Source organism: Rhodoplanes roseus, assembly GCF_003258865.1.
Taxonomy (GTDB): Bacteria; Pseudomonadota; Alphaproteobacteria; order Rhizobiales; family Xanthobacteraceae; genus Rhodoplanes; species Rhodoplanes roseus.
This window is the reverse complement of record NZ_NPEX01000003.1, coordinates 8,295-29,981: the sequence shown is the minus strand read 5'-3', so window position 1 is coordinate 29,981 and position 21,687 is coordinate 8,295. Positions and strand designations below refer to the sequence as shown.

Annotated in this window: 24 protein-coding genes; 14 read left to right on the top strand and 10 right to left on the bottom strand. The window is 69.4% G+C overall.

Annotated elements, in window-relative coordinates:
• Window positions 1–124: 124 nt before the first annotated feature.
• From CH341_RS00885 to pxpB, 3 genes are all read right to left on the bottom strand, one after another.
• Entirely contained in the window at window positions 125–850 is a 726-nt protein-coding gene (locus CH341_RS00885; protein ID WP_245430803.1) for a GntR family transcriptional regulator, read from the bottom strand.
• A gap of 86 nt (window positions 851–936) precedes the next feature.
• Window positions 937–2,025: a 5-oxoprolinase subunit C family protein gene (locus tag CH341_RS00880; RefSeq protein ID WP_111417153.1), complete on the bottom strand. Its 1,089-nt coding sequence runs from the start codon at window positions 2,023–2,025 to the stop codon at window positions 937–939.
• Window positions 2,022–2,777 carry a 5-oxoprolinase subunit PxpB gene (pxpB, locus tag CH341_RS00875; protein WP_111417152.1) on the bottom strand — a complete coding sequence of 252 codons (756 nt, stop codon included), beginning with the start codon at window positions 2,775–2,777 and terminating at the stop codon, window positions 2,022–2,024. The genes CH341_RS00880 and pxpB overlap by 4 nt, the downstream gene beginning before the upstream one ends.
• Before the next feature lie 172 nt (window positions 2,778–2,949).
• On the opposite strand from pxpB, the gene CH341_RS00870 reads away from it, so the two are divergent.
• The 9 genes from CH341_RS00870 to CH341_RS00830 all read left to right on the top strand — a co-directional run bounded on the left by CH341_RS00870 (window position 2,950) and on the right by CH341_RS00830 (window position 11,607).
• The gene (locus CH341_RS00870) at window positions 2,950–3,723 is read left to right on the top strand and encodes a LamB/YcsF family protein (protein ID WP_111417151.1); all 774 of its coding nucleotides are present in this window, start codon (window positions 2,950–2,952) and stop codon (window positions 3,721–3,723) included.
• 103 nt (window positions 3,724–3,826) lie between these two features.
• Complete coding sequence (locus tag CH341_RS00865; RefSeq protein ID WP_111417150.1) at window positions 3,827–4,795, top strand: CoA transferase subunit A; 969 nt, start codon at window positions 3,827–3,829, stop codon at window positions 4,793–4,795.
• Window positions 4,788–5,570 (top strand): CoA-transferase subunit beta, encoded by a 783-nt coding sequence (locus CH341_RS00860; RefSeq protein ID WP_111417149.1) that lies wholly within the window; start codon window positions 4,788–4,790, stop codon window positions 5,568–5,570. The genes CH341_RS00865 and CH341_RS00860 overlap by 8 nt, the downstream gene beginning before the upstream one ends.
• A gap of 109 nt (window positions 5,571–5,679) precedes the next feature.
• Complete coding sequence (locus CH341_RS00855) at window positions 5,680–6,651, top strand: LLM class flavin-dependent oxidoreductase (protein ID WP_245430802.1); 972 nt, start codon at window positions 5,680–5,682, stop codon at window positions 6,649–6,651.
• 151 nt (window positions 6,652–6,802) lie between these two features.
• Window positions 6,803–7,960: an ABC transporter substrate-binding protein gene (locus tag CH341_RS00850; protein WP_111417147.1), complete on the top strand. Its 1,158-nt coding sequence runs from the start codon at window positions 6,803–6,805 to the stop codon at window positions 7,958–7,960.
• 186 nt (window positions 7,961–8,146) lie between these two features.
• Complete coding sequence (locus tag CH341_RS00845) at window positions 8,147–9,019, top strand: branched-chain amino acid ABC transporter permease (RefSeq protein WP_111417146.1); 873 nt, start codon at window positions 8,147–8,149, stop codon at window positions 9,017–9,019.
• A complete protein-coding gene (locus CH341_RS00840) occupies window positions 9,016–10,077 on the top strand; it encodes a branched-chain amino acid ABC transporter permease (RefSeq protein WP_111417145.1) in 1,062 nt (353 codons plus the stop codon). The genes CH341_RS00845 and CH341_RS00840 overlap by 4 nt, the downstream gene beginning before the upstream one ends.
• 65 nt (window positions 10,078–10,142) lie before the next feature.
• Window positions 10,143–10,916, top strand: a complete 774-nt coding sequence (locus CH341_RS00835; RefSeq protein ID WP_245430805.1) for an ABC transporter ATP-binding protein — start codon at window positions 10,143–10,145, stop codon at window positions 10,914–10,916.
• The gene (locus CH341_RS00830; protein WP_111417144.1) at window positions 10,903–11,607 is read left to right on the top strand and encodes an ABC transporter ATP-binding protein; all 705 of its coding nucleotides are present in this window, start codon (window positions 10,903–10,905) and stop codon (window positions 11,605–11,607) included. The genes CH341_RS00835 and CH341_RS00830 overlap by 14 nt, the downstream gene beginning before the upstream one ends.
• A 79-nt stretch (window positions 11,608–11,686) precedes the next feature.
• Here the strand turns inward: CH341_RS00830 and CH341_RS00825 are convergent, their stop codons facing one another.
• The 5 genes from CH341_RS00825 to CH341_RS00805 form a co-directional block, all read right to left on the bottom strand.
• Entirely contained in the window at window positions 11,687–12,055 is a 369-nt protein-coding gene (locus CH341_RS00825; protein WP_111417143.1) for a hypothetical protein, read from the bottom strand.
• A 126-nt stretch (window positions 12,056–12,181) separates the two neighbouring features.
• On the bottom strand, window positions 12,182–12,502 hold the full coding sequence (locus CH341_RS00820; protein ID WP_111417142.1) for a hypothetical protein: 321 nt from the start codon (window positions 12,500–12,502) through the stop codon (window positions 12,182–12,184).
• Between the two features lie 8 nt (window positions 12,503–12,510).
• Window positions 12,511–12,813: a YggT family protein gene (locus CH341_RS00815; RefSeq protein ID WP_111417141.1), complete on the bottom strand. Its 303-nt coding sequence runs from the start codon at window positions 12,811–12,813 to the stop codon at window positions 12,511–12,513.
• Window positions 12,814–12,981: 168 nt separating this feature from the next.
• Window positions 12,982–14,955 (bottom strand): sodium:solute symporter family protein, encoded by a 1,974-nt coding sequence (locus tag CH341_RS00810; protein ID WP_111417140.1) that lies wholly within the window; start codon window positions 14,953–14,955, stop codon window positions 12,982–12,984.
• A 13-nt stretch (window positions 14,956–14,968) separates the two neighbouring features.
• Window positions 14,969–15,250: a DUF4212 domain-containing protein gene (locus CH341_RS00805; protein ID WP_111417139.1), complete on the bottom strand. Its 282-nt coding sequence runs from the start codon at window positions 15,248–15,250 to the stop codon at window positions 14,969–14,971.
• Between the two features lie 286 nt (window positions 15,251–15,536).
• Here CH341_RS00805 and CH341_RS00800 point away from each other — a divergent pair, with 286 nt between their 5' ends.
• The 4 genes from CH341_RS00800 to CH341_RS00785 all read left to right on the top strand — a co-directional run bounded on the left by CH341_RS00800 (window position 15,537) and on the right by CH341_RS00785 (window position 19,943).
• Window positions 15,537–16,151, top strand: a complete 615-nt coding sequence (locus tag CH341_RS00800; RefSeq protein ID WP_111417138.1) for a hypothetical protein — start codon at window positions 15,537–15,539, stop codon at window positions 16,149–16,151.
• 64 nt (window positions 16,152–16,215) lie between these two features.
• Window positions 16,216–18,354 carry a DUF294 nucleotidyltransferase-like domain-containing protein gene (locus CH341_RS00795; protein ID WP_111417137.1) on the top strand — a complete coding sequence of 713 codons (2,139 nt, stop codon included), beginning with the start codon at window positions 16,216–16,218 and terminating at the stop codon, window positions 18,352–18,354.
• Window positions 18,355–18,555: 201 nt separating this feature from the next.
• Complete coding sequence (locus tag CH341_RS00790) at window positions 18,556–19,407, top strand: xanthine dehydrogenase (RefSeq protein WP_111417136.1); 852 nt, start codon at window positions 18,556–18,558, stop codon at window positions 19,405–19,407.
• 44 nt (window positions 19,408–19,451) lie between these two features.
• On the top strand, window positions 19,452–19,943 hold the full coding sequence (locus CH341_RS00785; protein ID WP_111417135.1) for a winged helix-turn-helix domain-containing protein: 492 nt from the start codon (window positions 19,452–19,454) through the stop codon (window positions 19,941–19,943).
• Here CH341_RS00785 and CH341_RS00780 read toward each other — a convergent pair.
• Both CH341_RS00780 and modD read right to left on the bottom strand, forming a co-directional pair.
• A complete protein-coding gene (locus tag CH341_RS00780) occupies window positions 19,843–20,334 on the bottom strand; it encodes a TOBE domain-containing protein (RefSeq protein WP_111417181.1) in 492 nt (163 codons plus the stop codon). The genes CH341_RS00785 and CH341_RS00780 overlap by 101 nt on opposite strands.
• 98 nt (window positions 20,335–20,432) lie before the next feature.
• Window positions 20,433–21,281 (bottom strand): ModD protein, encoded by an 849-nt coding sequence (modD, locus tag CH341_RS00775; RefSeq protein WP_111417134.1) that lies wholly within the window; start codon window positions 21,279–21,281, stop codon window positions 20,433–20,435.
• Window positions 21,282–21,421: 140 nt separating this feature from the next.
• Here modD and CH341_RS00770 point away from each other — a divergent pair, with 140 nt between their 5' ends.
• Window positions 21,422–21,625, top strand: coding sequence for a TOBE domain-containing protein (locus tag CH341_RS00770; RefSeq protein WP_111417133.1), 204 nt, complete (start codon window positions 21,422–21,424; stop codon window positions 21,623–21,625).
• The last annotated feature ends 62 nt before the right edge of the window (window positions 21,626–21,687 follow it).

Here is a 21,687-nt window from a genome sequence, read left to right as displayed (position 1 = left end):
GGCGCGGCACGCGCCGCGCCGACGCGGTCGCTGTCGGCAGGTCGGGGGACAGATGGTGGTCGCGCTTCGCTTCGCCCACCCTACGACCAGCACGACCTCCGCGCGACCCCGCATCACACGCCCTCTACCGTCGTCGCGGCGCGGCGGCCGCCGCCGGGCCGCGCAGCTCGATGTCGAGGCTCACGCAGTCGCCCCGATAGGTGATCTCGCCGACATAGATGGCGACGCCGTCCGCGTCGGTGACGACGCAGCGCGCCTCGGCGGTCGGCGCGGCGAGGCCGATGCCGAGCAGCTTGGCGGTCTCCACGTCGGCCGAGCCGATGGTGAGCGACTGGTGGGCGCGGGCGATCTCCAGCCCCTTCATCTCGGCCAGCACGACCAGGGCGGCGCGCGAGGCGAACTGCTTCGGGGCCTTGGCGTAGATGTCGCGGGCGAGATGCACGCGGGCGTAGCCGAACGGCTCGCTGCCGCGTTTCTGCAGGCTGCGCAGGAAACGGTAGGCGGCGGCCGGGCGGCCCTCTCCGGGCTCCACGCGCGGCGTGCCGACCGTGCCGGCCGGCAGCGGATGCGGCACGTTCTCGCGGATGCCGGAGATCAGGCTCTCCCAGTCGGTGGCGAGCTGCAGCCAGCGGCGATGATCGATGGTGTTGGTAACGAAGGTGCCGCGGCCCTGCTGGGAGCGGACGAGCCCCTCCGACTGCAGCAACTCGATCGCTTGGCGCACCGTGACGCGGGCGACGCCGAACTCGCGCTCCAGCTCCTCCAGGGTCGCGATCTTCTCGCCCACCGACCAGATGCCGTCGCGCAGGCGACGGCGCAGCACGGAGGCGACCTGGAGGTAGCGTGGCACGCGGCTGTCCGCGTCGTTGTTCGCGGCGCTCCGGCGCGGACGCCCCAGCGCGACTGCCGATCGGGCCATCGTCATCGCCTCCCCCCTCACGCCTGGTGGTCCGCATGCATGTCGACGACGCCGCCGATCAGGTTCTCGGCCAGGAGGCGCGCCTCGATGTCGACGCCGCCGCCGGCCGGCACCAGCCGGGCCGCCATCCCCTGCATCATAGTCGCGAGTGCGCGCCGCGCCGCAACTGCGGTGTCGAGATCGACGCGCTCGAAGCCGAGCGTCGCGCCGGGCGCGAGGCGGCCGAGGCCAGGCAGGTCGGCCGAGATCACGGTGGCGATCTTCGGGTACCCGCCGGTGGTCTGGCGGTCGGCGAGCAGCACGATCGGCTTGCCGTTGCCCGGCACCTGGATGGCGCCGGGCGCGATCCCGTCCGAGACGATGTTGAAGCCGTCGCGGTGCGCGATCGTCGGCCCGTCGAGCCGCATGCCCATGCGGTCGGTCGCCGCCGTCACGGTGTAGGTCGCCGCGAGGAACGTCTCGACGCCGGCCTCGCTGAACATGTCGTCCTGAGGGCCGAGCACGACGCGAACCCGCTGCGGCGTCGCGAGGTCGAGATCCGGCAGCGTCAGCTCGTCACGCTCCGGCGCCGCGGAGGCGACCAGCGGCAGCACGTCGCCGGCGCGTAGCGCCCGCCCGGCGAAGCCGCCGAGCCCGCCGCGCGCATGGGTCGAGCGGCTGCCGAGAAAGGGCGCCGCGTCGAAGCCGCCGGCGACCGCCAGATAGCCGACCACGCTGCCCGACAGGCCGCCGATGCGCAGCGACTGGCCGCGCCGGAGCCGCACGCTCGTGAGCGGCGGGATTTTCTTCGGCGGGGTCGCGGAGTCCTCGTCGAGGACTTCGATCGTCGCCGCGCCGCCCGCATAGGCGAGGCGCACGCTCTCGGCCGCGATCGTCAGGGTCGGGCCCAGATAGGCGATCTCCAGCGCGGCCGTGTCCGGCGGGTTGCCGACCAGCAGATTGGCGGCGGCGAGTGCCACCGCGTCGATGGCGCCCGACACCGGGATGCCGAAGCGCTGGTGGCCGATGCGGCCGGCGTCCTGCAGGGTCGTGGACGGGCCCGGCGCGACGACCTGCAGGGCCGGGGCGTCCGGGCTCGCCGCGACGATGTCGGCCGCGTCGCTCATGCCGCGTCCCCGGGCGCCGGCTCCGGCGTGATCACCAGCGTTCCCTCGGCGGCGCGGGCGGCCAGGCTCTCGAAGGCGGCGAGCGGCACAGGATCGAACCGCACCTTGTCGCCGGCCGCCAGCAAGGCCGGGCTCTCGCGCCGCAGATCCCAAACCCGGACCGGGGTACGGCCGATCAGGTTCCAGCCGCCCGGGCTCTCGATGGCGTAGACGGCCGTCATCGCGGTCGCGATCGCGATCGAGCCGCCCGGCACCTTGACGCGCGGATCGGTGCGGCGCGGCAGGCGCAGCGGCTCGGGCGTGTCGCCCATATAGGGAAAGCCGGGCAGATAGCCCAGCATGTAGACGTGATACGTCTCGGCGCTGTGGCAGGCGGCGATCTCGTCGGGCGTCAGCCCGGTCGCGGCGGCGACGTCGTCGATGTCGGGGGCGACGGCGGGATCGTAGCAGGCCGGCAGCCGCCACAGCCGGCCGGGCCGCTCGACCGCGTCGAGCCCGGCCGCCATCGCCTCGAGCCGCGCCGCGAGGTCGGCCGGCGCGATCACGAGCGGGTCGTAATGCACCATCAGGGACCGGAAGGTCGGCACCAGCTCGGTGACGCCGGGCAGCGCCGCGCCCTCCAGGCGCTCCGTCAAGGCCAGCACCAGCGCGCTCACGCCGCGATCGATCGCGCTGCCGAACTCCACCACCAGGGCGGTATCGCCGCTGGTGAGAATGCGGGGGCGCGGGGGATCGCGTGTGGCGTTCGACATCTCGCTCTCGGCCGGGGGCCGCACCGGCGACCGCCCGAAAGAACGGCAGCCCGGGTGGTTGCGCGGGGGCGCGGTTGTTGTATGGTTTTCCTATAAATAGGACCAGTCGTCCACCCCCGGCCCTGCCGGAAAAGACGGCGTCGCGTGATCCCGACACGAGGGGCGAGGAGCAATGGCGAAGCGCATCAATCTCAACGCCGACATCGCGGAAGGCTGGGGTGCCTACAATATCGGCAACGATGCCGATCTGATGACCATCATCAAGTCGGCCAACGTCGCCTGCGGCTTCCATGCCGGCGATCCCAACACCATGCACCGTCTCTGCATGCTCGCCAAGGAGCAGGGCGTGAGCATCGGCGTGCATCCCGGCTTCAACGACCTGTGGGGCTTCGGCCGCCGCCGCATCCAGATGAAGCCCGCCGACCTCGAATACATGGTCGCCTACCAGATCGGCGCGCTGCAGGGCATGGCCCAGTATGCCGGCGTGAAGGTGACGCATCTCAAGCCGCACGGCGCGCTCAACAACATGGCGGCCGAGGACGAGGACTACGCGCTCGCCATCGGCCGGGCCATCAAGGTGGTCGACCCGTCGATCATCTACGTGGCGCTCTACGGCTCCAAGATGCAGTGGGCGGCCGAGAAGCTCGGCCTGCGCCTCGCCCGCGAGGGCTTCGTCGACCGCATGTACTACGACGACGGCAACCTCGCCTCGCGGGCGCTCTCCGGCACGGTTCTCAAGGACGGTGAGGCGGCCGCCAAGCAGACCGTTCGGATGGTGCTGGACGGCGAGATCCTCTCGATGAACGGCAAGGTGGTCAAGGTCGAGGTCGACACGCTGTGCGTCCACGGCGACGAGCCGACCGCGGTGAACACCGCCCGCACGGCCCGCGCCGCGCTGGAGAAGGCCGGTGTCGAGATCGTTCCGCTGACCGAGATGGGGCTGTAAGCCGCGTCCGGTCCGGCGTTCGCGCCTCCCCGTGCGCGGGGAGGTGGAGAGAGGACGCGTCGCTGATGTCGCGCGGAAAGAACGTGATGAAGGTCTCCGGCCGATGAGCGAAACGCTCGTGAAGGACTACGGCACCTTGCGGCGCGAGCTGGCGGCCCGCGATCGCGGGCTGCGCGAGAAAGTCATGACGCTCGACGAGGCCGCGGCGCTCGTCCGGGACGGCGATCACGTCGGGGTGGGCGGCTGCACGCTGTCGCGCACCCCGATGGCGATGATCTGGTCGCTGATCCGGGCCCGCAAGACCGGGCTGACGGTGTCGCGCTCGATCACCTCGACCGAGGGCGACCTGATCTTCGCCTCCGGCCTCGGCAAGAAGATCGTGTCGAGCTGGTTCAGCCAGGGCATCGTGTGGGGCATCTCCAAGGTGATGCGCCACCATGTCGAGAAGGGGCTGGCCGAGTTCGACGAATGGAGCCACATGGCGATGGGCCTGCGCTTCCGCGCCGGCGCCATGGGCATCCCGTTCATGCCGGTGCGCTCGATGATCGGCTCCGACGTCGCCCGCATCCTCGGCGACGAGGTGAAGCCGGTACGCTGCCCGTTCACGGGCGACGAGGTGATGGCGCTGCCGGCCCTCAACCCGGACGTCGCGTTGATCCACGTGCAGCGCGCCGACGCCTACGGCAACGCCCAGCTCGACGGGCTGCAATTCATGGACATCGACATGGCGATGGCCGCCAACAAGGTGATCCTGACGACCGAGCGGATCGTCTCCAACGACCAGATCCGCCGCGCGCCGGACCACACCCGCATCCCGTTCTTCACCGTGGAGGCCGTGGTCGAGGTGCCGTACGGCTCGGCGCCGCACGAATGCTACGGCCAGTACGAGCCGATCTTCGCGCAGCTCGATCGTTACGCCGCGCTGACGTCGAAGGATCCGGTCGGCGGCGTGAAGCAGTATCTCGACGAAATGGTCTACGGTCCCAAGGACTGGCCCGACTATCTCTCCAAGGTCGGCATGGAGACGCTGCTCAACGCCAGCCGCCGCGGCAGGGTGATCTTCAATGACTGAGCATTCGCCGACCTCGACCGTCTACACGGCCTCCGAGCTGATCGCCATCATGGCGGGCCGCCTGCTCACCGACGGACAGATCGTGTTCGCCGGCGTCGGCATCCCGCTGCTCGCCGCGACGCTGGCGCAGCGTAACTTCGCCCCGAAGATGACCATCCTGTTCGAGGGCGGGGTGATCGGCCCGTTCATCAAGCCGGGCGAGCTGCCGCCCTCCACCAACGAGCAGCGCTGCACGCGGCGCGCCAACATGGTGCTGCCGTCGACCGACGTGCTGCTGCTGCTGCAGCGCGGATACGTCGACGTCGGCTTCATGGGCGGTGCCCAGATCGACCGCTTCGGCAACCTCAACTCCTCCTTCATCGGGCCGACCGACAAGCCGACCATCCGGCTGCCCGGCACCGGCGGCGGCAACGACATCTCGTCGCTCACCGACATGATCGTCGCGATGAAGCACGAGAAGCGCCGCTTCGTGGAGAAGGTCGACTTCATCACGTCGCCGGGCTGGATCGACGGGCACGACAGCCGCGCCCGGCGCGGCCTGCCGACGGGCGGCATGTGGCGCGTCGTCACCGACCTCGCCGTGATGGGTTTCGACGAGAAGACCCGCGAGATGGAGGTGCTGGCGCTGCATCCCGGCGTCACCTTCGAGCAGGTGCAGGACAACACCGGCTTCACGCTGCGCCGCGCCCGGGAGCTCTCGGTCACGACGCCGCCGCAGGCCGAGGAGCTGGCGCTGATCCGCGAGCTCGATCCGGGCCGGCTCTACACGGCGTGACGCCGCGCCGGCCCCGGCCGGCGTGACGACATCCTTCCGTGGCGGCCGCGCTCCGGCGGCGCCGTTTCCGACAACGACAAACGCGGTCGCGAGGCGACCGGAGGATTGCATGATGGCTCAGAGCCCGGCCCCCAAGCGAGAGACCGTCTACGGCGTCGCGATGCGCAACTTCACGCGCTACCCCGAGATGCCGAGCGCCAAGGAGCTGATCGAGTACGGCGTGCGCATGGAGGAGCTCGGCTTCGAGTCGCTGTGGGCCTGGGACCACACCCTGCTCGGCGTCGATCCGAACTTTCCCATCCACGACGCGCTGATCATGCTGACGGCCGTCGCGGCCCGCACCTCGCGCATCAAGATCGGCACCGGGATTCTGGTGATGCCGCTGCGCAATCCGGTGCTGCTGGCCAAGGAGCTCGCCACCATCGATCACGTCTCGGACGGCCGCATGCTGCTCGGCGCCGCGGTCGGCTGGTATCGCCGCGAGTTCGATTCGCTCGGCGTCGACTTCTCCAAGCGCGGCAAGATCATGGAGCAGAGCCTCGAGATCATCACGCGGCTGTGGACCGAGGAGAAGGTGGCCGGCGACTACGACCCCTACACGCTGCGCGGCGCCGTGATGTATCCGAAGCCGGTGCAGAAGCCGCGCATCCCGATCCTGATCGGCGGCTATGTCGACGCGGTGCTCAAGCGCGCCGCCACCAAGGGCGACGGCTGGCTCACCTACTACTACACGGCCGAGGCCTTCGCCCGCACCTGGGCCAAGGTGCGCGGCTTCGCCGAGGAGGCGGGCCGCGATCCGGACGAGCTGATCTCGACCAACCAGCTGCCGATCTGCGTCGGCCCGCGCGACAAGATCGAAGGGCCGATGAAGGAGTGGCTGCAGACCGAGTGGGATTACGCCTCCTGGTCGGAGTCGACGATGGACTCGGCCGTCATGGGCACGCCCGAGGAGTGCGTCGAACAGCTGCAGGCGCATCTCGCGACGGGCATCGACCGCATCATCTTCGTGCCGTATCGTTACGAGGCGGAGCAGATCGACGCCATCGCCAACGACATCATTCCGAAGCTGAAGACGAAGTGAGGCCCGGCCCCGCGCCGGACCGACGTGGAAGTGCACCTGGGCGCGTTTCGACTTCCGGGCAAATGCCCGAAAACGCGCTTGTTCTCACGGCATTCCGACACCGTGTCGGCATGAACATTGCTTGAAAATCGCGAGACGACAGGAGACTGCAATGCACACAAAGACTGCCAAGCTCGCTCTCGCCATGCTCGGCGCGACGCTGCTCGCCGGGACGGCCCTGGCCCAGGAGACGATCAAGATCGGGGTGACGCAGCCCCTCACCGGCGCCTTCGCGGCCTCCGGCAACTACGTGGCGCAGGGCGCCCGCATCGCCGAGGACGAGATCAACGCCGCCGGCGGCGTGCTGGGCAAGAAGATCCAGCTGGTGATCGAGGACAACAAGTCCAATCCGACCGAGGCGGTGGCGACCGTCGAGAAGCTGATCGTGCGCGACAAGGTGCCGGTCATCATGGGCGCCTGGAGCTCGACCCTCACGCTCGCCGTGATGCCGAAGCTGCAGGAGTACAAGGTCCCGATGGTGGTCGAGACCTCCTCGTCGGGTAAGATCACCACGTCCGGCAACCCCTACGTGTTCCGCATCAGCCCGACGTCGGAGATGGAGGCCGTCGCCTTCAAGCCGCTGGTCGCCAAGCTCGGCATCAAGAAGGCCGACTTCCTCAACACCAACAACGATTTCGGAATCGGCTCCGCGGCCGAGTACTCGAAGATGCTGAAGGGCCAGGGCGTCGCCGTCGGCGTCATGGAGACCATGGACCCGAAGGCGACGGACTTCTCGGCGCAGCTCACCCGCATCAAGGCGTCGGGCGGCGACACGCTGTTCGTCACCACGGCGGTCGAGCAGGTGACGCTGATCCTCAAGCAGGCCAAGGAGCTGCAGCTCAACGCCCGCATCATCACCACGGGCGGCTCCAACTCGCCCGATCAGCTGATCGCCCAGGCGGGCGACGCGGCCAACGGCTCGTTCCACACCGTGTTCTTCCCGCCCTGGTTCCCGGAGGTCGTCACCAATCCGGAGCCGGCCAAGCGCTACATGACCGAGTGGCAGAAGCGCGGTCACGAGCCGGGCGGCCTCACCGAGGGCTTCCGCGGCTACGACGGCATCTTCACCATCGCCGAGGCGATCAAGATCGCCGGCAAGGCCGAGCCCGCGGCGATCAAGGACGCGCTGTGGAAGACCAAGGTGAAGGGCGTCTACGGCAACATCGAGTTCATCAAGCAGGGCCCGGCCGGCAACGAGAGCGGCCAGAACATCCCGTCCGTCTATCTGGTGAAGATCGACGGCGGCAAGGTGGCCAAGTCCGGCCTCTGAGCCGCCCCAGCACGGCGCGCCGTCTCCGGACGGCGCGCTCCGTGGACCCGAACTCCGCTCATGCCCGCGAAGGCGGACATCCAGGGGCCATAGGACGCGCGGCCCTGGGTCCCGCCTTCGCGGGGACGAACGGAGACGGACGCCGCTCCGGCGTGAAGCGAACAGACGCCAACTCTCGCGTGATTCATGGACCAGCTCCTTCAGCACGCCCTCAACGCCATGATCCTGGGCGGCACCTATGCGCTGCTCGGGATCGGGCTGACGCTCATCTTCGGCATCATGCGGGTGGTGAACTTCACGCACGGCGAGGTCTACGCGTTCGGCGCCTACATGATGTACATGTTCGTGATGCTGATCGGCGCGAACTTCATCGTGTCGCTGGTGCTCGCCGTGGTGCTCGGCGTGATGCTCGGCGCGCTGATCGAGATCGTGCTGCTGCGCCGGCTGCGCGGCGCCGACATCGACACCACCATGCTGGTGATGATCGGCGCCGGCATCGCGATGCAGAACTCCGAGCAGCTCGTCTGGTCCGGCGTCGCCAAGTCGATCAACTCGCCGTTCCCGTCGGCACCGCTGGTGATGGGCGCCGTCTCGGTGTCGTGGACCCGCCTCTTCGTGTTCGCCGTCGCCGTGGTGCTGATCGCCGCGACCTACGCGCTGATCCAGAAGACGCGGCTCGGCAAGTCGATGCGCGCGACCTTCCAGGATCGCGAGGCCGCCGCCCTGATGGGCGTGCGCATCGACCGCGTCCACACCGCGACCTTCGCGCTCGGCTCCGGGCTCGCGGCCGCCGCCGGCGCGCTGCTCGGCCCGGTCTTCGTGGTCTATCCGACCATCGGCGACCTCGCCTCGCTGAAGGCCTTCGCCATCGTCATCCTGGGCGGGCTGGGCAGCATTCCGGGCGCCACCATCGGCGGCTTCATCCTCGCCTTCATGGAGGAGCTAGGTGCCGGCTATGTCTCCTCCGGCTACCGCGACGCCATGGGCTTCCTGCTGATCATCGTGATCCTGCTGGTCAAGCCCACCGGGCTGTTCGCCCGCAAGGAGCGGATCGGATGAGCCGCGCCGTCTCGCTCGCCTCGTCGGTCGCCTGGGTCGGATTCCTGGTGACGCTGCCGCTGTGGATGGACAATCTCTATTTCCTCCACGTGCTGATCATCGCCGGGATCTTCATCGTCGCGGCGATGAGCCTCAACCTGCTGCTCGGCTACACGGGCCAGCTCAGCCTCGGCCATGTCGCGTTCTTCGGCATCGGCGCCTACGCGTCGAGCCTGTGCTCGCTCGGCTTCGAGATCCACGTGCTCGACGTGCCGATCACGCTGGCGCCCAAGCCGGTGTGGTTCTCGATGCTTGTCGCCGTCACGTTCGCCGGCCTGTGCGGCTGGTTCATCGGGAAGATCTCGTTCAAGGTGCGGGGCGCCTATTTCGTCATCGTGTCGGTGAGCTTCGCCGAGGTGACCCGCCTCGTCGCGCTGAACTGGCTCGAGCTCACGCAAGGGCCGATGGCGCTCAACAACATCCCGTTCCTGAAGTTCTGGTTTCCCGGCATCGGCGACGTCGACATCCTGGGCAAGGTGCCGAACTACTATCTGGTGCTCGGCGTCGCGATCGTCACCTATGTGATCATCCGCAGGCTGGTGCATTCGCGGGCGGGCCGCGCCATGATCGCGCTGCGGGAGAACGAGCCGCTCGCCACCTCGGTCGGCATCGACGTGACGCGCTTCCTGGTGCTGGCGACCGTGGTCTCGGCGGCGCTCGCCGGCCTCGCCGGCGCCGTCTACGCGCATTACGTCAGGATCGTCGATCCCGACGTGTTCCTGTTCATCTACACCGTGACGATGGTGATCATGGTGATCACGGGCGGCAAGGGCACGCTGGCCGGCCCGATCGTCGGCGGCCTGATCTTCGGCATCCTGCCCGAGGTCCTGCGCGGCTTCGAGGTGAAGCCGGAGCTGCAGTGGATCGTCTACGGCGTGCTGATGATCCTGATCGTCTACTTCCTGCCGGACGGCATCGTGCCGGCGGTCCGTGACGCCTGGAAACGCTGGACCGGACGCACCGGTGCGCCCCCCGCCGAGCCGACCGGGACCGCCGTTCCGGCGGAGGCTCGGCCGTGAGCGCGACCCTCACCCCATCGTCGGCGGCCGTCGCCGCGACCGCCGCTCCGGGACCGGACGCGGCGGTGGCGCTCGCCGTCACCGGCCTGTCGATCCGGTTCGGCGGTCTCACCGCCGTCGAGGACATGACGTTCGAGGTGCGCGAGGGCGAGGTGCTGTCGCTGATCGGCCCGAACGGCGCCGGCAAGACCTCGGCGTTCAACGCCATCACGGGCTACATTCACGCGTCGAGCGGCAGCATCGTCTATCGCGGCGCCCCGCTGGTTGGGCTGAAGCCCAACCAGATCGCCGAGCACGGGGTCGTGCGCACCTTCCAGAAGACCAGCGTGTTCAACGGGCTCACCGTGCTGGACAACGTCATGGTCGGGCTGCACCGCCGGGCGAAGCAGCATCCGCTCGCCATCATGCTGGGCCTGCCCGGCGTGCGCCGCGACGAGGCGCGGCTGCGCGACCTCGCCTGGGAGATCCTCGATCTGGTCGGCCTGCGCGCCCGTGCCGAGGAGACCGCGGTGTCGCTGTCCTACGGCGAGCTGCGCCTGCTCGAGGTCGCCATCGCGCTCGCGGCGGAGCCGACCCTGCTGCTGCTCGACGAGCCGGTGTCCGGCATGAATCCGGCCGAGACCGGCGCCTTCATGGCGCTGCTCGCCCGCATCCGCACCCGCGGCATCACGGTGCTGCTGGTCGAGCACGACATGAAGATGGTGATGGGCGTGTCCGACCGGATCGTCTGCCTGAACCAGGGCCGGATCATCGCCGATGGCCCGCCGGCCGCCATCCAGAGCGACCCGCAGGTGATCCGCGCCTATCTGGGCGAGAGGTACGTCCGTGCTCGAGGTTGAGGGTCTGGTCTGCCGTTACGGCAAGGTGGAGGCGGTGCGCGACCTCACCATGCGGGTCGAGCGCGGCGAGCTGGTCACGCTGATCGGCGCCAACGGCGCCGGCAAGACGACGAGCCTGAAGGCAATCTCCGGCCTGCTGTCGCCGGCCGCCGGCCGGATCGTCTTCGACGGCCAGGACATCACCCGCGCCTCGGCGCGCCGCGTGCTCGAGCTCGGTATCGCTCATTGCCCGGAAGGGCGGCGCGTCTTCCCATACATGACGGTGCGGGAGAATCTGGAGATGGGCTGCTTCCTGCGCCGCGACGCCGACGGCATCGCCGAGGACATGGACAAGCTGTTCGCCCGCTTCCCGATCCTGCACGAGCGCCGCGACCAGGCCGCCGGCACGCTGTCGGGCGGCGAGCAGCAGATGCTGGCGATCTCCCGCGCGCTGATGTCGCGGCCCAAGCTCGTGCTGTTCGACGAGCCCTCGCTGGGCCTCGCGCCGAATCTGGTGGAACGGACCTTCGAGATCATCGAGGGCATCCGCAAGGACGGCGTCACGGTGGTGATGGTCGAGCAGAACGCCTTCGCGGCGCTCGAATTGTCCGACCGCTCCTACGTGCTGGAGCAGGGCCGCGTCACGCTGACCGGAACGGGCCGCGAACTCCTGGAGAACCCGCACGTGCGGCAGGCCTATCTCGGGGCGTGACGCTTCGTCCCGACGGATCGGTTCGAACCCTCTCCCGCGGATGGCGAGAGGGGACGACGAGCGGCTGCCGCCGCGCGCTCTACAGCCCCGCCAGCGCCAGCAGCAGGGCGAGCGACCACATCACGATCGACACCAAGGCGGTGCGCCGGGCGAAGAACAGGTAGGTCTCGCGCATCACCATGGCGCTGACGAACTGCGCATAGGCGGGCGGGGGCCGGTGCTCCTCGGGAAGGTAGAGCCACATCTCCGTGTGGCGATAGTTCTTGGTGCGCGCGCCGGCCGCCTTCAGGAGCAGAACGCCGACCATCACGAGCGTGAGAAAGCCGCCGGCCTTGAACGCCGCGCGCGGCTCGAAGGAGAGTGCCACCATCACGCAGAAGATGGCGAGCGAGCCGAACAGGCACGCCCGCAGCACGATCTCGAACGCGGTCCGCCGCAGCGTCTCCATGCTCCCTCCCCTCGGCCGGTGCGGTCACGCCGCCGGGTCGTCGAGTCGGACGACGGAACAGAGGGTACCGGCAGTTCCGCGACGCCTCAACGAGCTCACGAGGGCTTGAACGGGCCGTGCTGCCGATCACAGCCCGATCTGCAGGAAGCTTCCGACCGCCGGCAAGGTGAGCAGTGCGGTGGCCGAGAGCCAGACGAACAGCGACGCCGGGGTCGAGTCCTCCTTGCCGGCGACCCGCTCGTACACGGCCGCCGGAATTCCGCCGAGGATCACGGTCGCGGTCGAGAGCATCAGCGAGGCGAAGTAGAAGATCGCCGCCTGACTGCCGAACAGCGGCTCCGCCATCAGGGCGGTGGCGAACACGTAGGCGACCGGCATCAGCGGGCTGAACAGGCCGTTGATCATTCCGAAGAAGGCGATGCCGACAAAGTAGAAGTTGCGGTCCATGGCGAGCGTCACCCGGCCTGCGTGGGCGAAAAGGCGAGATAGACGTAGAGCAGTGCGACGCGCAGCCAGAACAGCCAGACCACGCCGAACAGCCAGACGACGACCGGAGCGGCGGCCTTCGGGGTCACCAGCGCCACCACGGTGACGACCGGGTCGGTGATCCGGCAGAAGAAACGCCAGATGTAATTGGTCGAGTCGGTGCCGACGGCGAGGCCGAGAATCGCGCGACCGAGCAGCGTGTACATCAGCGCCGCCAGCACGAAGTTCGGCACGAACAGCAGCCAGGATCCGAACGATCCTCCGATGGTCATGAAACGACGTCCTTTCGCAATGAACCGGCGCCGGCTCCGCGTCCCCCTCCGGGAGAGCCGAGGCAATGCCGTCGCAAATTACCTGGACACCCGCAAGCCCACAAAAAAGCGGGGTCCCGAAGGACCCCGCTCCGATCCCGACGGGCGGGCCCGTCAGGCGCTGTCGGATCAGGTCTTCTCCTGCAGCACGGTGCGGCCGCGCGGCTTGCGGATCTCGTCGATGAGAGCCTGCATCTCCGGCGACGGCGCCTTGCCCATCAGGCTGACCAGGACGATGGTGAGGAAGCCGATCGGCATGCCGAGCAGGCCGGCCGCGATGTTGTTGAGGTTGAACCACCCGACCTTGTTGGCGAGCGGATGCGCCAGCGTCGGCCACGCCTCCATGGCGTTCGGCAGGGTCATCGCCTTGGCCACGTCGACCACGGGCGCGCCCGTGACCGGGTTCAGGAGCGACGTCATGCCGAAATACTGCACGCCGTAGCCCGGGAAGTATCGCGTGGTCAGCAGGTAGAACAGGCAGAGGCCGAACCCGGCGATGATGCCGGCGATGGCGCCTGCCGAGGTCGTCCGCTTCCACCACACGCCCATGATCAGCGCCGGGAAGTTGCCCGCCATGGCCAGCGAGAACGCCCAGCCCACCATCGCGAGGATGTCGGCCGGCTTCGTCGAGGCGAGATAGGCCGCGAACACCGCGACGACCAGCAGCAGGATGCGGGCCACGATCAGCCGACGTGCGGTCGGCGCGTTCGGGTCGAGCATCTTGTAGTAGACGTCGTGGCTGAGCGCGTTGGCGATCGCCAGCAGCAGGCCGTCGGCGGTGGAGAGCGCCGCGGCGAGGCCGCCGGCCGCCACCAGGCCGGAGATCACGTAGGGAAGGCCGGCGATCTCCGGGGTGGAGAGCACGATCACGTCGGTGTTGATCGAGAAGTCCTGCAACCGGACGACTCCCGGATGCCCGGCGACTGTCTTGCAGGCCGCCACCACCGCGTCGATGTTGATGGCGTCCTTGCCGCAGATCTTGATCAGCCCGAGCTCGCCCCAGTTGAACAGCCAGGGGCGGATGGCGGTGAGGTCGCGACCGATGATCTCGGTGTAGACCTCGAGCTTGGAGAACGCCGCATAGGCCGGCGCCGAGAAGTACAGCAGGAAGATGAACAGCAGCGACCAGCCGACCGACACGCGCGCCTGGCGGACGCTCGGCGTGGTGAAGTAGCGCATCAGGATGTGCGGCAGCGACGCCGTTCCGATCATCATGCAGAAGACGATCGCGAAGAAGTTCAGCGGCGAGTAGTTGATGAACGGCTGAATGTGCGGCTTCAGCGCCGCCGCGGAAGCCAGGCCCGTCTGCAGCATCTGCTGCTCGCGCGCCGTGATGTCCATGATGGCGTTGCCGTAGGTGAGCTGCGGGATGGGAATCCCGAACTTCTGGTAGGACAGGATCACGATGGGCGTCAGATAGGCCACGATCAGCACGATGTACTGGGCGACCTGCGTCCAGGTGACGGCGCGCATGCCGCCGAGCAGCGAGCAGACCAGGATGCCGGCGAGGCCGGCGAAGACGGCGATCTCGAACGGCATGCCCAGGAAGCGCGAGGCGATCAGGCCGGTGCCGTAGATCTGCGCCGTCACATAGGTGAAGGAGCAGCACACCAGCACGATGACGCCGAGCATGCGGGCGAAGTTGCCGCCGTAGCGGAACGACATGAAGTCCGGAACCGTGTAGGCGCCGAACTTGCGCAGATACGGGCCGATCAGGATCGACACCAGCACGAAGCCGCCGGTCCAGCCGAGCACCCAGGCGAGTCCGTCGTAGCCGAGCAGGAACAGGGTGCCGGCCATGCCGACGAAGGACGCCGCCGACATCCAGTCGGCGCCGGTCGCCATGCCGTTGTAGAAGGCCGGCACGCTGCGGCCGGCGACGTAATATTCCGACACCTGCGCGGTGCGCGACATGATGCCGATGACCGCGTAGACCGCGATGGTGAAGAACACGAACAGGTAGCCGAGGATCCTGTTCGGCACCCCGACCTGCTCGAGGATCGCCAGGGCGATCACGAAGACGAGGAAGCCGCCCGTGTAGAAGGCGTAGATCTTCCCGAGATTCTTCAGGAAGTCCGATGTGCCCGATGCTTGCGTCGCCATCTCGTGTCCTCCCTCACTCGTCCTCGGCGACGCCGTGGTCGCGGTCGATCTTGTCCTGCTGCCACGCGAAGATGAAAAGCATGGCGACGAAGACGATCAGGGAGCCCTGCGCGGCCATGTAGAAGCCGAGCGGGAAGTTCAGCACCGGGATCGTGATCTTGTTGAGCGGGATCACGAACATGTGGATCACGTAACCGAAGAAGAACCAGACCGCGAGATGGCCGAACATCAGCCGCGTGGTCTTCCTCCAATGGTCGCGATCGTTCTCTGGCGTACTGACGGGTTCGACGGACATGAGTGTGCAACCTCCAGCGACGCCGCCGGTGGGCAGCGTTCGGATCGACGTGGCGTTCAGGGGCCGGCGATGATCGCGACGGCGTTCGTCCCTTGTCCCCCCGGTCTTGCTGCCGGGTGTGGATCAGCAAAAATGCTAACATCAGGCGTCGATGCGCCTATTAGACTTTCGTCGATCGCGACGTGATCAGTTCGTTGATGTTGCAGTGCAGTGTGGGATGCGACGCATTCCCTCTTCCGGTCCGCGGCACGACCGCGTAAAGCTTCCGCCACAACCGGAAAACGTCATGGCCCTGTTCGGATTTCTTCGCCGCAAGCCGGCCGTCCGCGATGCCGCGGCGCTCGCCGATTTCATCGACACCCAGGCGGCTTTCCTGGTTCAGAAAGGCATTTTCGAGTATGCGCGCGCCCGCGCCGGGCATTACGCAAAGGTGCTGTTCCACGAATCCGATTTCCAGGCCGCCGTCGAGGTGTCGCGCTGGCGGGCCTGGCCGCTGGGGGTCGCCATGGTGGTCGAGATGGTGGAAGGCGAGCTGCGGCCTCATGCCGCGGGAGAGCTTCCGGTCCTGCAGGCGGCCCTGACCGCGACGGCGCTCGCCGTGTTCGATCGCTATCCGGTGCCCGCGGCGCTCGACGCCGGCACCTGGGCGGCGGCCCGCGACGACACGGCCCATGTGGTCGAGCGCTGCGCCATGCACCCGGTCAAGCGCGTCATCGACGTGCCCGAGCCTTATACGAAACCCTATTTCGCGCTGATGCCGATCCACCCGAAGCTGCGCGGGCAGGACTTCGACACGACCCGGAACTATCTGCGCGTCGCGCTGTGCAACATTCACGACGAACTCGCCGAGCGTATCGACGCCGACGCCGTGGTGGCGTCGCTCGTGCGCGGCACCGGCTGAGCGCCGCGTCGAGCGGCTCGGCTTCGAGGGAGCGACCGCGAGAACCGCCGCGAAGGGGGAGGACATGGCCGCCGCCGACAATGCCACGCCCCTGATGGTCCTCGAGGCCGTCGCGATCGACACCGAGACCACGGGCCTCGATCCGCGCAAGGCCTGGACCGTCGAGCTCGCCGCCGTACGGGTCGCGGGCGGGCGGGTGATGTCGGAGCCGGTGTTCCGGCGGCTGGTGCGGCCGCCCGAAGCGATCCCGCGCGCCGCGGCGGCGATTCACGGGATCGACGACACCACGGTCGCCGCGGCGCCGCCCTTCGCCGCGGTGTGGCCCGACTACGCCGCCTTCATGGACGGCGGCGCCGTGGTGATCGGTCACGCGGTCGGCTTCGACCTCGCGGTGCTCAGGCGCGAATGCGAGCGCGCCGGCATCGCGTGGACGCGGCCGCGCACGCTCGACACGCTGCTGCTCGCCGAGGTGGCGCAGCCCGATCTCGCCGAGTACTCGCTGGACAGCCTGGCGGCCTGGCTCGGCATCGAGATCCAGGGACGGCACAGCGGACTCGGCGACGCGCGCGCCTGCGCGCAGCTCTTCCTCGCCCTGGTGCCGCGGCTGCGCGACCGCGGCATCCGCACGCTGGCCGAGGCCGAGCAGGCCTGCCGGACCCTCACCGAGGTGCTGGACCAGCATCACCGCGCCGGCTGGGTCGAGCCCGTCGAGCCGCCGGCCCGCTCCGACCGCGAGGCGGTGTTCGCCCGCATCGACTCTTATCCGTACCGTCACACGGTCGGCGAGATCATGCAGGTGCCGCCCCGCATGGTCGCGGCCGACACGTTGCTGTCAGCGGCGCTCGGCACCATGGTGGGCGAGCGCATCTCCTCGCTGTTCGTCCATGCGCCGGACGCCGACCCGCAGCGGGTCAGGCCGGCCGAGCTCGGCATCGTGACCGAGCGCGACATCCTCCGCGCGCTGGCGCATGACGGACCGGACGCGCTGACGCGGGCGGTCGCCGGGGTGATGGCGTCGCCGCTCGCCGCCGTTCCGGCCGACGCCTTCGTGTATCGCGCCATCGGCCGCATGGGGCGACTCGGGGTGCGCCATCTCGGCGCCGTCGACGAGGAGGGGTTCGTGATCGGCGCCGTTTCGGCGCGCGACCTGCTTCGGCTGCGCGCCGGCGAGGCGGTGACGCTCGGCGACGCCATCGACCAGGCCGAGGACGTCGAAAGCCTGGCCGCCGCCTGGGCGACGCTGCCGCGGGTCGCCGCGGCGCTGACGGCCGAGAAGGTCTCGGCCCGCAACATCGCGGCGGTGATCTCGCGCGAGCTCGGCGCGCTCACCCGCCAGGCCGCCGTGATCGCCGAGGCGCGCATGCGCGAGGCCGGACAGGGGGGGCCGCCGTGCCCTTACGCGGTCGCAGTGCTCGGCTCGGCGGGGCGGGGCGAGAGCCTGCTCGCCATGGACCAGGACAACGCCCTGTTCTTCGCGGGCGGGGATCCTGACGGGCCGGAAGATCGCTGGTTCGCCGCGCTCGGCATCCATCTGGCGGCGATCCTCAACGATGTCGGCCTGCCGTTCTGCAAGGGCGGCGTGATGGGCAAGTCGCCGCAATGGCGCGGCTCGGTCGCCACCTGGCGCGAGCGCATCGCCGGCTGGGTACGGCGCTCGCGGCCGGACGATCTCCTGAGCGTCGACATCTTCTTCGACATGCGGCCCGTGCACGGCGACACCGCGCTCGCCAACGATCTGCGGGCTGCCGCCTTCGACGCCGCGAAGGGGCAGATCGCCTTCGCCAAGCTGCTCGCCGAGTCGGCCGGAGCGGTCGAGCTCGGGCTCGGCTTCTTCGGCGGCTTCCGCACCCAGCACGGCCGCATCGATCTCAAGCGCACCGGCATCTTTCCGATCGTCACGGCGGCGCGTTCGCTCGCCATCCGACACCACGTGATCGAACGCTCGACGCCCGAGCGGCTCGCCGCCATCCGCGGCATCGGCCTCGGCGGCCAGCACGACCTCCAGGGGCTCGTCGACGCGCTCGGCATCTTTCTCGACCTCGTCCTGTCGCAGCAGCTCGACGACCTCCAGCACGGCACGCCGGCCTCCAACGCCGTGGCCGTCAAGCGGCTGCCGCAGCGCGACCGCGAGCGCCTGCGCCTCGCCCTCGAATCAGTTGCCCAGATCGACTGGCTCACCCGCGACCTGCTGCTCGGACGCTGACGGCAGGTCCGCCTGTCGGATGTCCGACATGGAAAAGCTATATCGCGTAAGATATAGCACAAGGTGTGTCGGTCGAACCTGCGAGAGAGACGGGCCGCAAATATAGGTCGTTGAATAACAATAGAATTTTGCGCCCCGAGAGTCTGGCGCGCGGCTTGCTGCTGGATCGTCGTGAACCACGACCTGTCCGGGACCGCTGCCATGCTCCGCGCCGATCCGTCTCGCCGTCTCGCCGTCGTGCTGGGCACCCACGAGGTCGCATCGGCCGTGGCCGTGCTGCTCCATCGGGCCGCCCATGCCGTGGTGCTGGCGCACGATCCGAACCCGCCGGTGATCCGCCGCGGCATGGCCTTCCACGACGCGCTCTACGACGACGTCGCGGTGGTCGAGGAGGTGGTGGGGCGCCGCGCCGATCGCTTCGTCGAGATCGCGCCCGTGCTCGCCGGGCCCGCCACCGTCGCGGTGACGCGGCTCGGCCTGCTCGACCTCATCGTGCACGGGTGCCCCGACGTGCTGATCGATGCGCGCCTGCACAAGCGCACCGAGACGCCGGATCTGCGTCATCTCGCCGGCGTCGCGGTCGGCCTCGGACCGGGCTTCACGGTCGGCGTCAATTGCGACGTGGCGGTCGAGACCCGGCCGGTCAGCCCGGTCCGGCCCGTCACGGCGGGGCGCACCGAGGCGGCCGACGGCGTGCCGAGCCGCCTCGGCGGGGTCGGGCGCGAGCGTTTCGTCTATTCGCAGGCGGCCGGGCGCTGGCACAGCGCCGTCGAGATCGGCAAGCGCGTCTTCGTCGGCTTCCCGGTCGGCCATCTGGGCGGCGTCCCGGTCCTCGCCCCGATGGACGGCATCTTGCGCGGCGCCGTGCGGGACGGGCTGGAGGTGCCGGCCGGGGTCAAGCTGATCGAGATCGATCCGCGCGGCCGCGAGGCGCGCTGGACCGGCCTCGACGAGCGTCCACGCAGGATCGCCGAGGCGACGCTCGCCGCCGTTCGGCTGTGGCGCTGCCCGCTTGCCACGGGCCTCGTCCTGACCTACGCAAGGGACAGGTGACGGGGCCCGCGCGGCCCCCGGCCCAAACCCCCGAGGCGACGAGCATGCCCTCCAAAGCGGCGGCGCTTCCTGCGATCGAGACGGCCGGCACCGGCGCGGCGCCCGGCACCGCGAAGGGCGCGCCGACCACGATCGCGCTGCATGTCTCCTTCGGCAACGGCGGCAGCCTCGATCCGCAGGACATCGGACTGCTGGAGACGATCCGGCGCGAGCGCTCGATCCTCGGCGCCAGCCGGGTGCTCGGCACGTCATACCGCAAGTGCTGGCTGTTGGTCGACGCGCTCAACCACACCTTCGAGACGCCCGTGGTGGAGACGTTTCCGGGCCGCCGCGGCGGCGGTGCGGAGCTCACTGTTTTCGGCGAGCGGATGATCGCGCTCTACCGCTCGCTCGAGCGCCAGGCGCGCAAGAGCGGGGCGAGCACGCTCGCGGAGCTCACGGCGGCGCTCGATCCGGACTACGAACCACGGGCCAGCGGCGCGGGCTCGGCAGATCGGACGGACGAACGGCCTCGTTCCCGATCGCCACGGACTTGATCATCGCCCAGGCCTTCAGGCCGGGCTCCAGCGCGAGCCGCTCGACCGACTCCCAGGTGACCAGCGCGTCGAGACGGGTCGCGCCGAGGTCGAAGCGCACCCGCGCATAGGGCGCCGCCAGCCGTTCCACCTCGACGATCGTGCCGGGCAGCCGGTTGGTGATCGACACGTCCATGGGCCGCGTCAGTGCCACCGCGACGTCGCGGGCGTCGATCGTCACCCGCACGCCGCTGTCGACCGGCGCCGCCACCATCGGCACCCGGAGCTCGCCGTCGCCGAAATAGAGCGTCGAGAGGCCCCACTGCGGATCGTGGCGCAGCACGCGGGCATCGAGCGTGGTGGCGAAGGCGACCGGATGGGCGGTCGCGGCGGCGTGCGGGTCGGGCGACATGCCGGCCACCATGCCAGAACCGAGCCAGGACGGCGAGACGGGACGACACGGGGCGACGACAGCGAGGCCGTACCGCGGCGGTCGCCGGCTCTCGCGGCTCACGCCGGCTCCAGCATCACCTGCACGTCGCGCGGCTTCGCCGTGTAGGGGGCCGAGGTGACCAGCACGGACGCGCCGGCGGCCGCGTAGGCCGCGGCATTGTCGGGGCCGATGCCGCCGGCCGCCGCGACCATGGCGCGCCGGGACTGGTCTTTCAGGGCGGCCACCAGGGCGCCGATCGCGTCCGGCGAAAACTTCTCGGCCTGAATCACGTCGGCGCCGGCCGCCGCCCAGGCGAGGCCCTCGTCGACCGTGGCGACCTCGACCACCACCTTCTTCTCCGGCACGGTGCGGCGCAGCCGCGCCACGATCGCATCGGCCGTGAGGTCCGTCAGGAAGCGCCGGTGCTCCTCGAACACCAGCACGGTCTCGGACAGGCCCAGCCGGTGCGGCACGGCGCCGCCCGCCATCACGGCCTTGATCGACAGCGCCTTGGCGCCCGGCACGGTCTTGCGGGTGCAGGCGACGGCGATGTCGGGTGCGACCGCCCGTGCTGCATCGACGATCGCCCGCGTCGTCGTGGCGATGCCGGAGGCGATCTCCACAAGCGTTTGCGCGACCTTCCAGCCGCGATGCAGCGTGCCGGCCGGGCCGGTCGCCTCGAGAATGGGGTCGCCCGGCTGCAGCGCCGTGCCCGACGGCGCGAGCAGCGCGACCGTGGCGCCGGCCCGCTCGATCAGGCGGGCGGCCTCCTCGGCCAGCGCGACCACCATGGGCTGCCGGGCCGAGAGCCGCATGCGGGCCGGCCGCGCCGAAATCCCGAGCGCATGGGTGGTGAGATCGCCGAGCGGCACGTCGTCGGCGAGCAGCGCGTCGAGGACGTGATCGGGCAGGGCAGGCGGCAGCATGTCGGTCTCTCCCGGAGCGCGCGCAAGCGGCGCGGTCGCTTGCTGTCCTATATCCGAAATGATACAGGATGGCAGCCTCCGCCGGTGCCGGGACCGGATTCGAAGCAACGATCGTTCGACAACCCGCGAGGGACTTCACGATGAAGATTTCGGCCCGAAACGTGATCGAAGGCAAGGTTCTCGAGGTGCACAAGGGCGCCACCACGGCGCATGTCCGGCTCGACGTCGGCGGCAGCGTGATCACCGCCTCGATCACCAACGAAGCGGTCGACGAGCTCGGCCTGGCCGTGGGCGGCAAGGCCTTCGCCGTGATCAAGGCCTCGGACGTGATGATCGGCGTCTGAGCCCCGGCGCTGCGCCCGCGGCGCGCGCCGTATTCAGTCCGGCGCGCGACCGGTGGATCGAA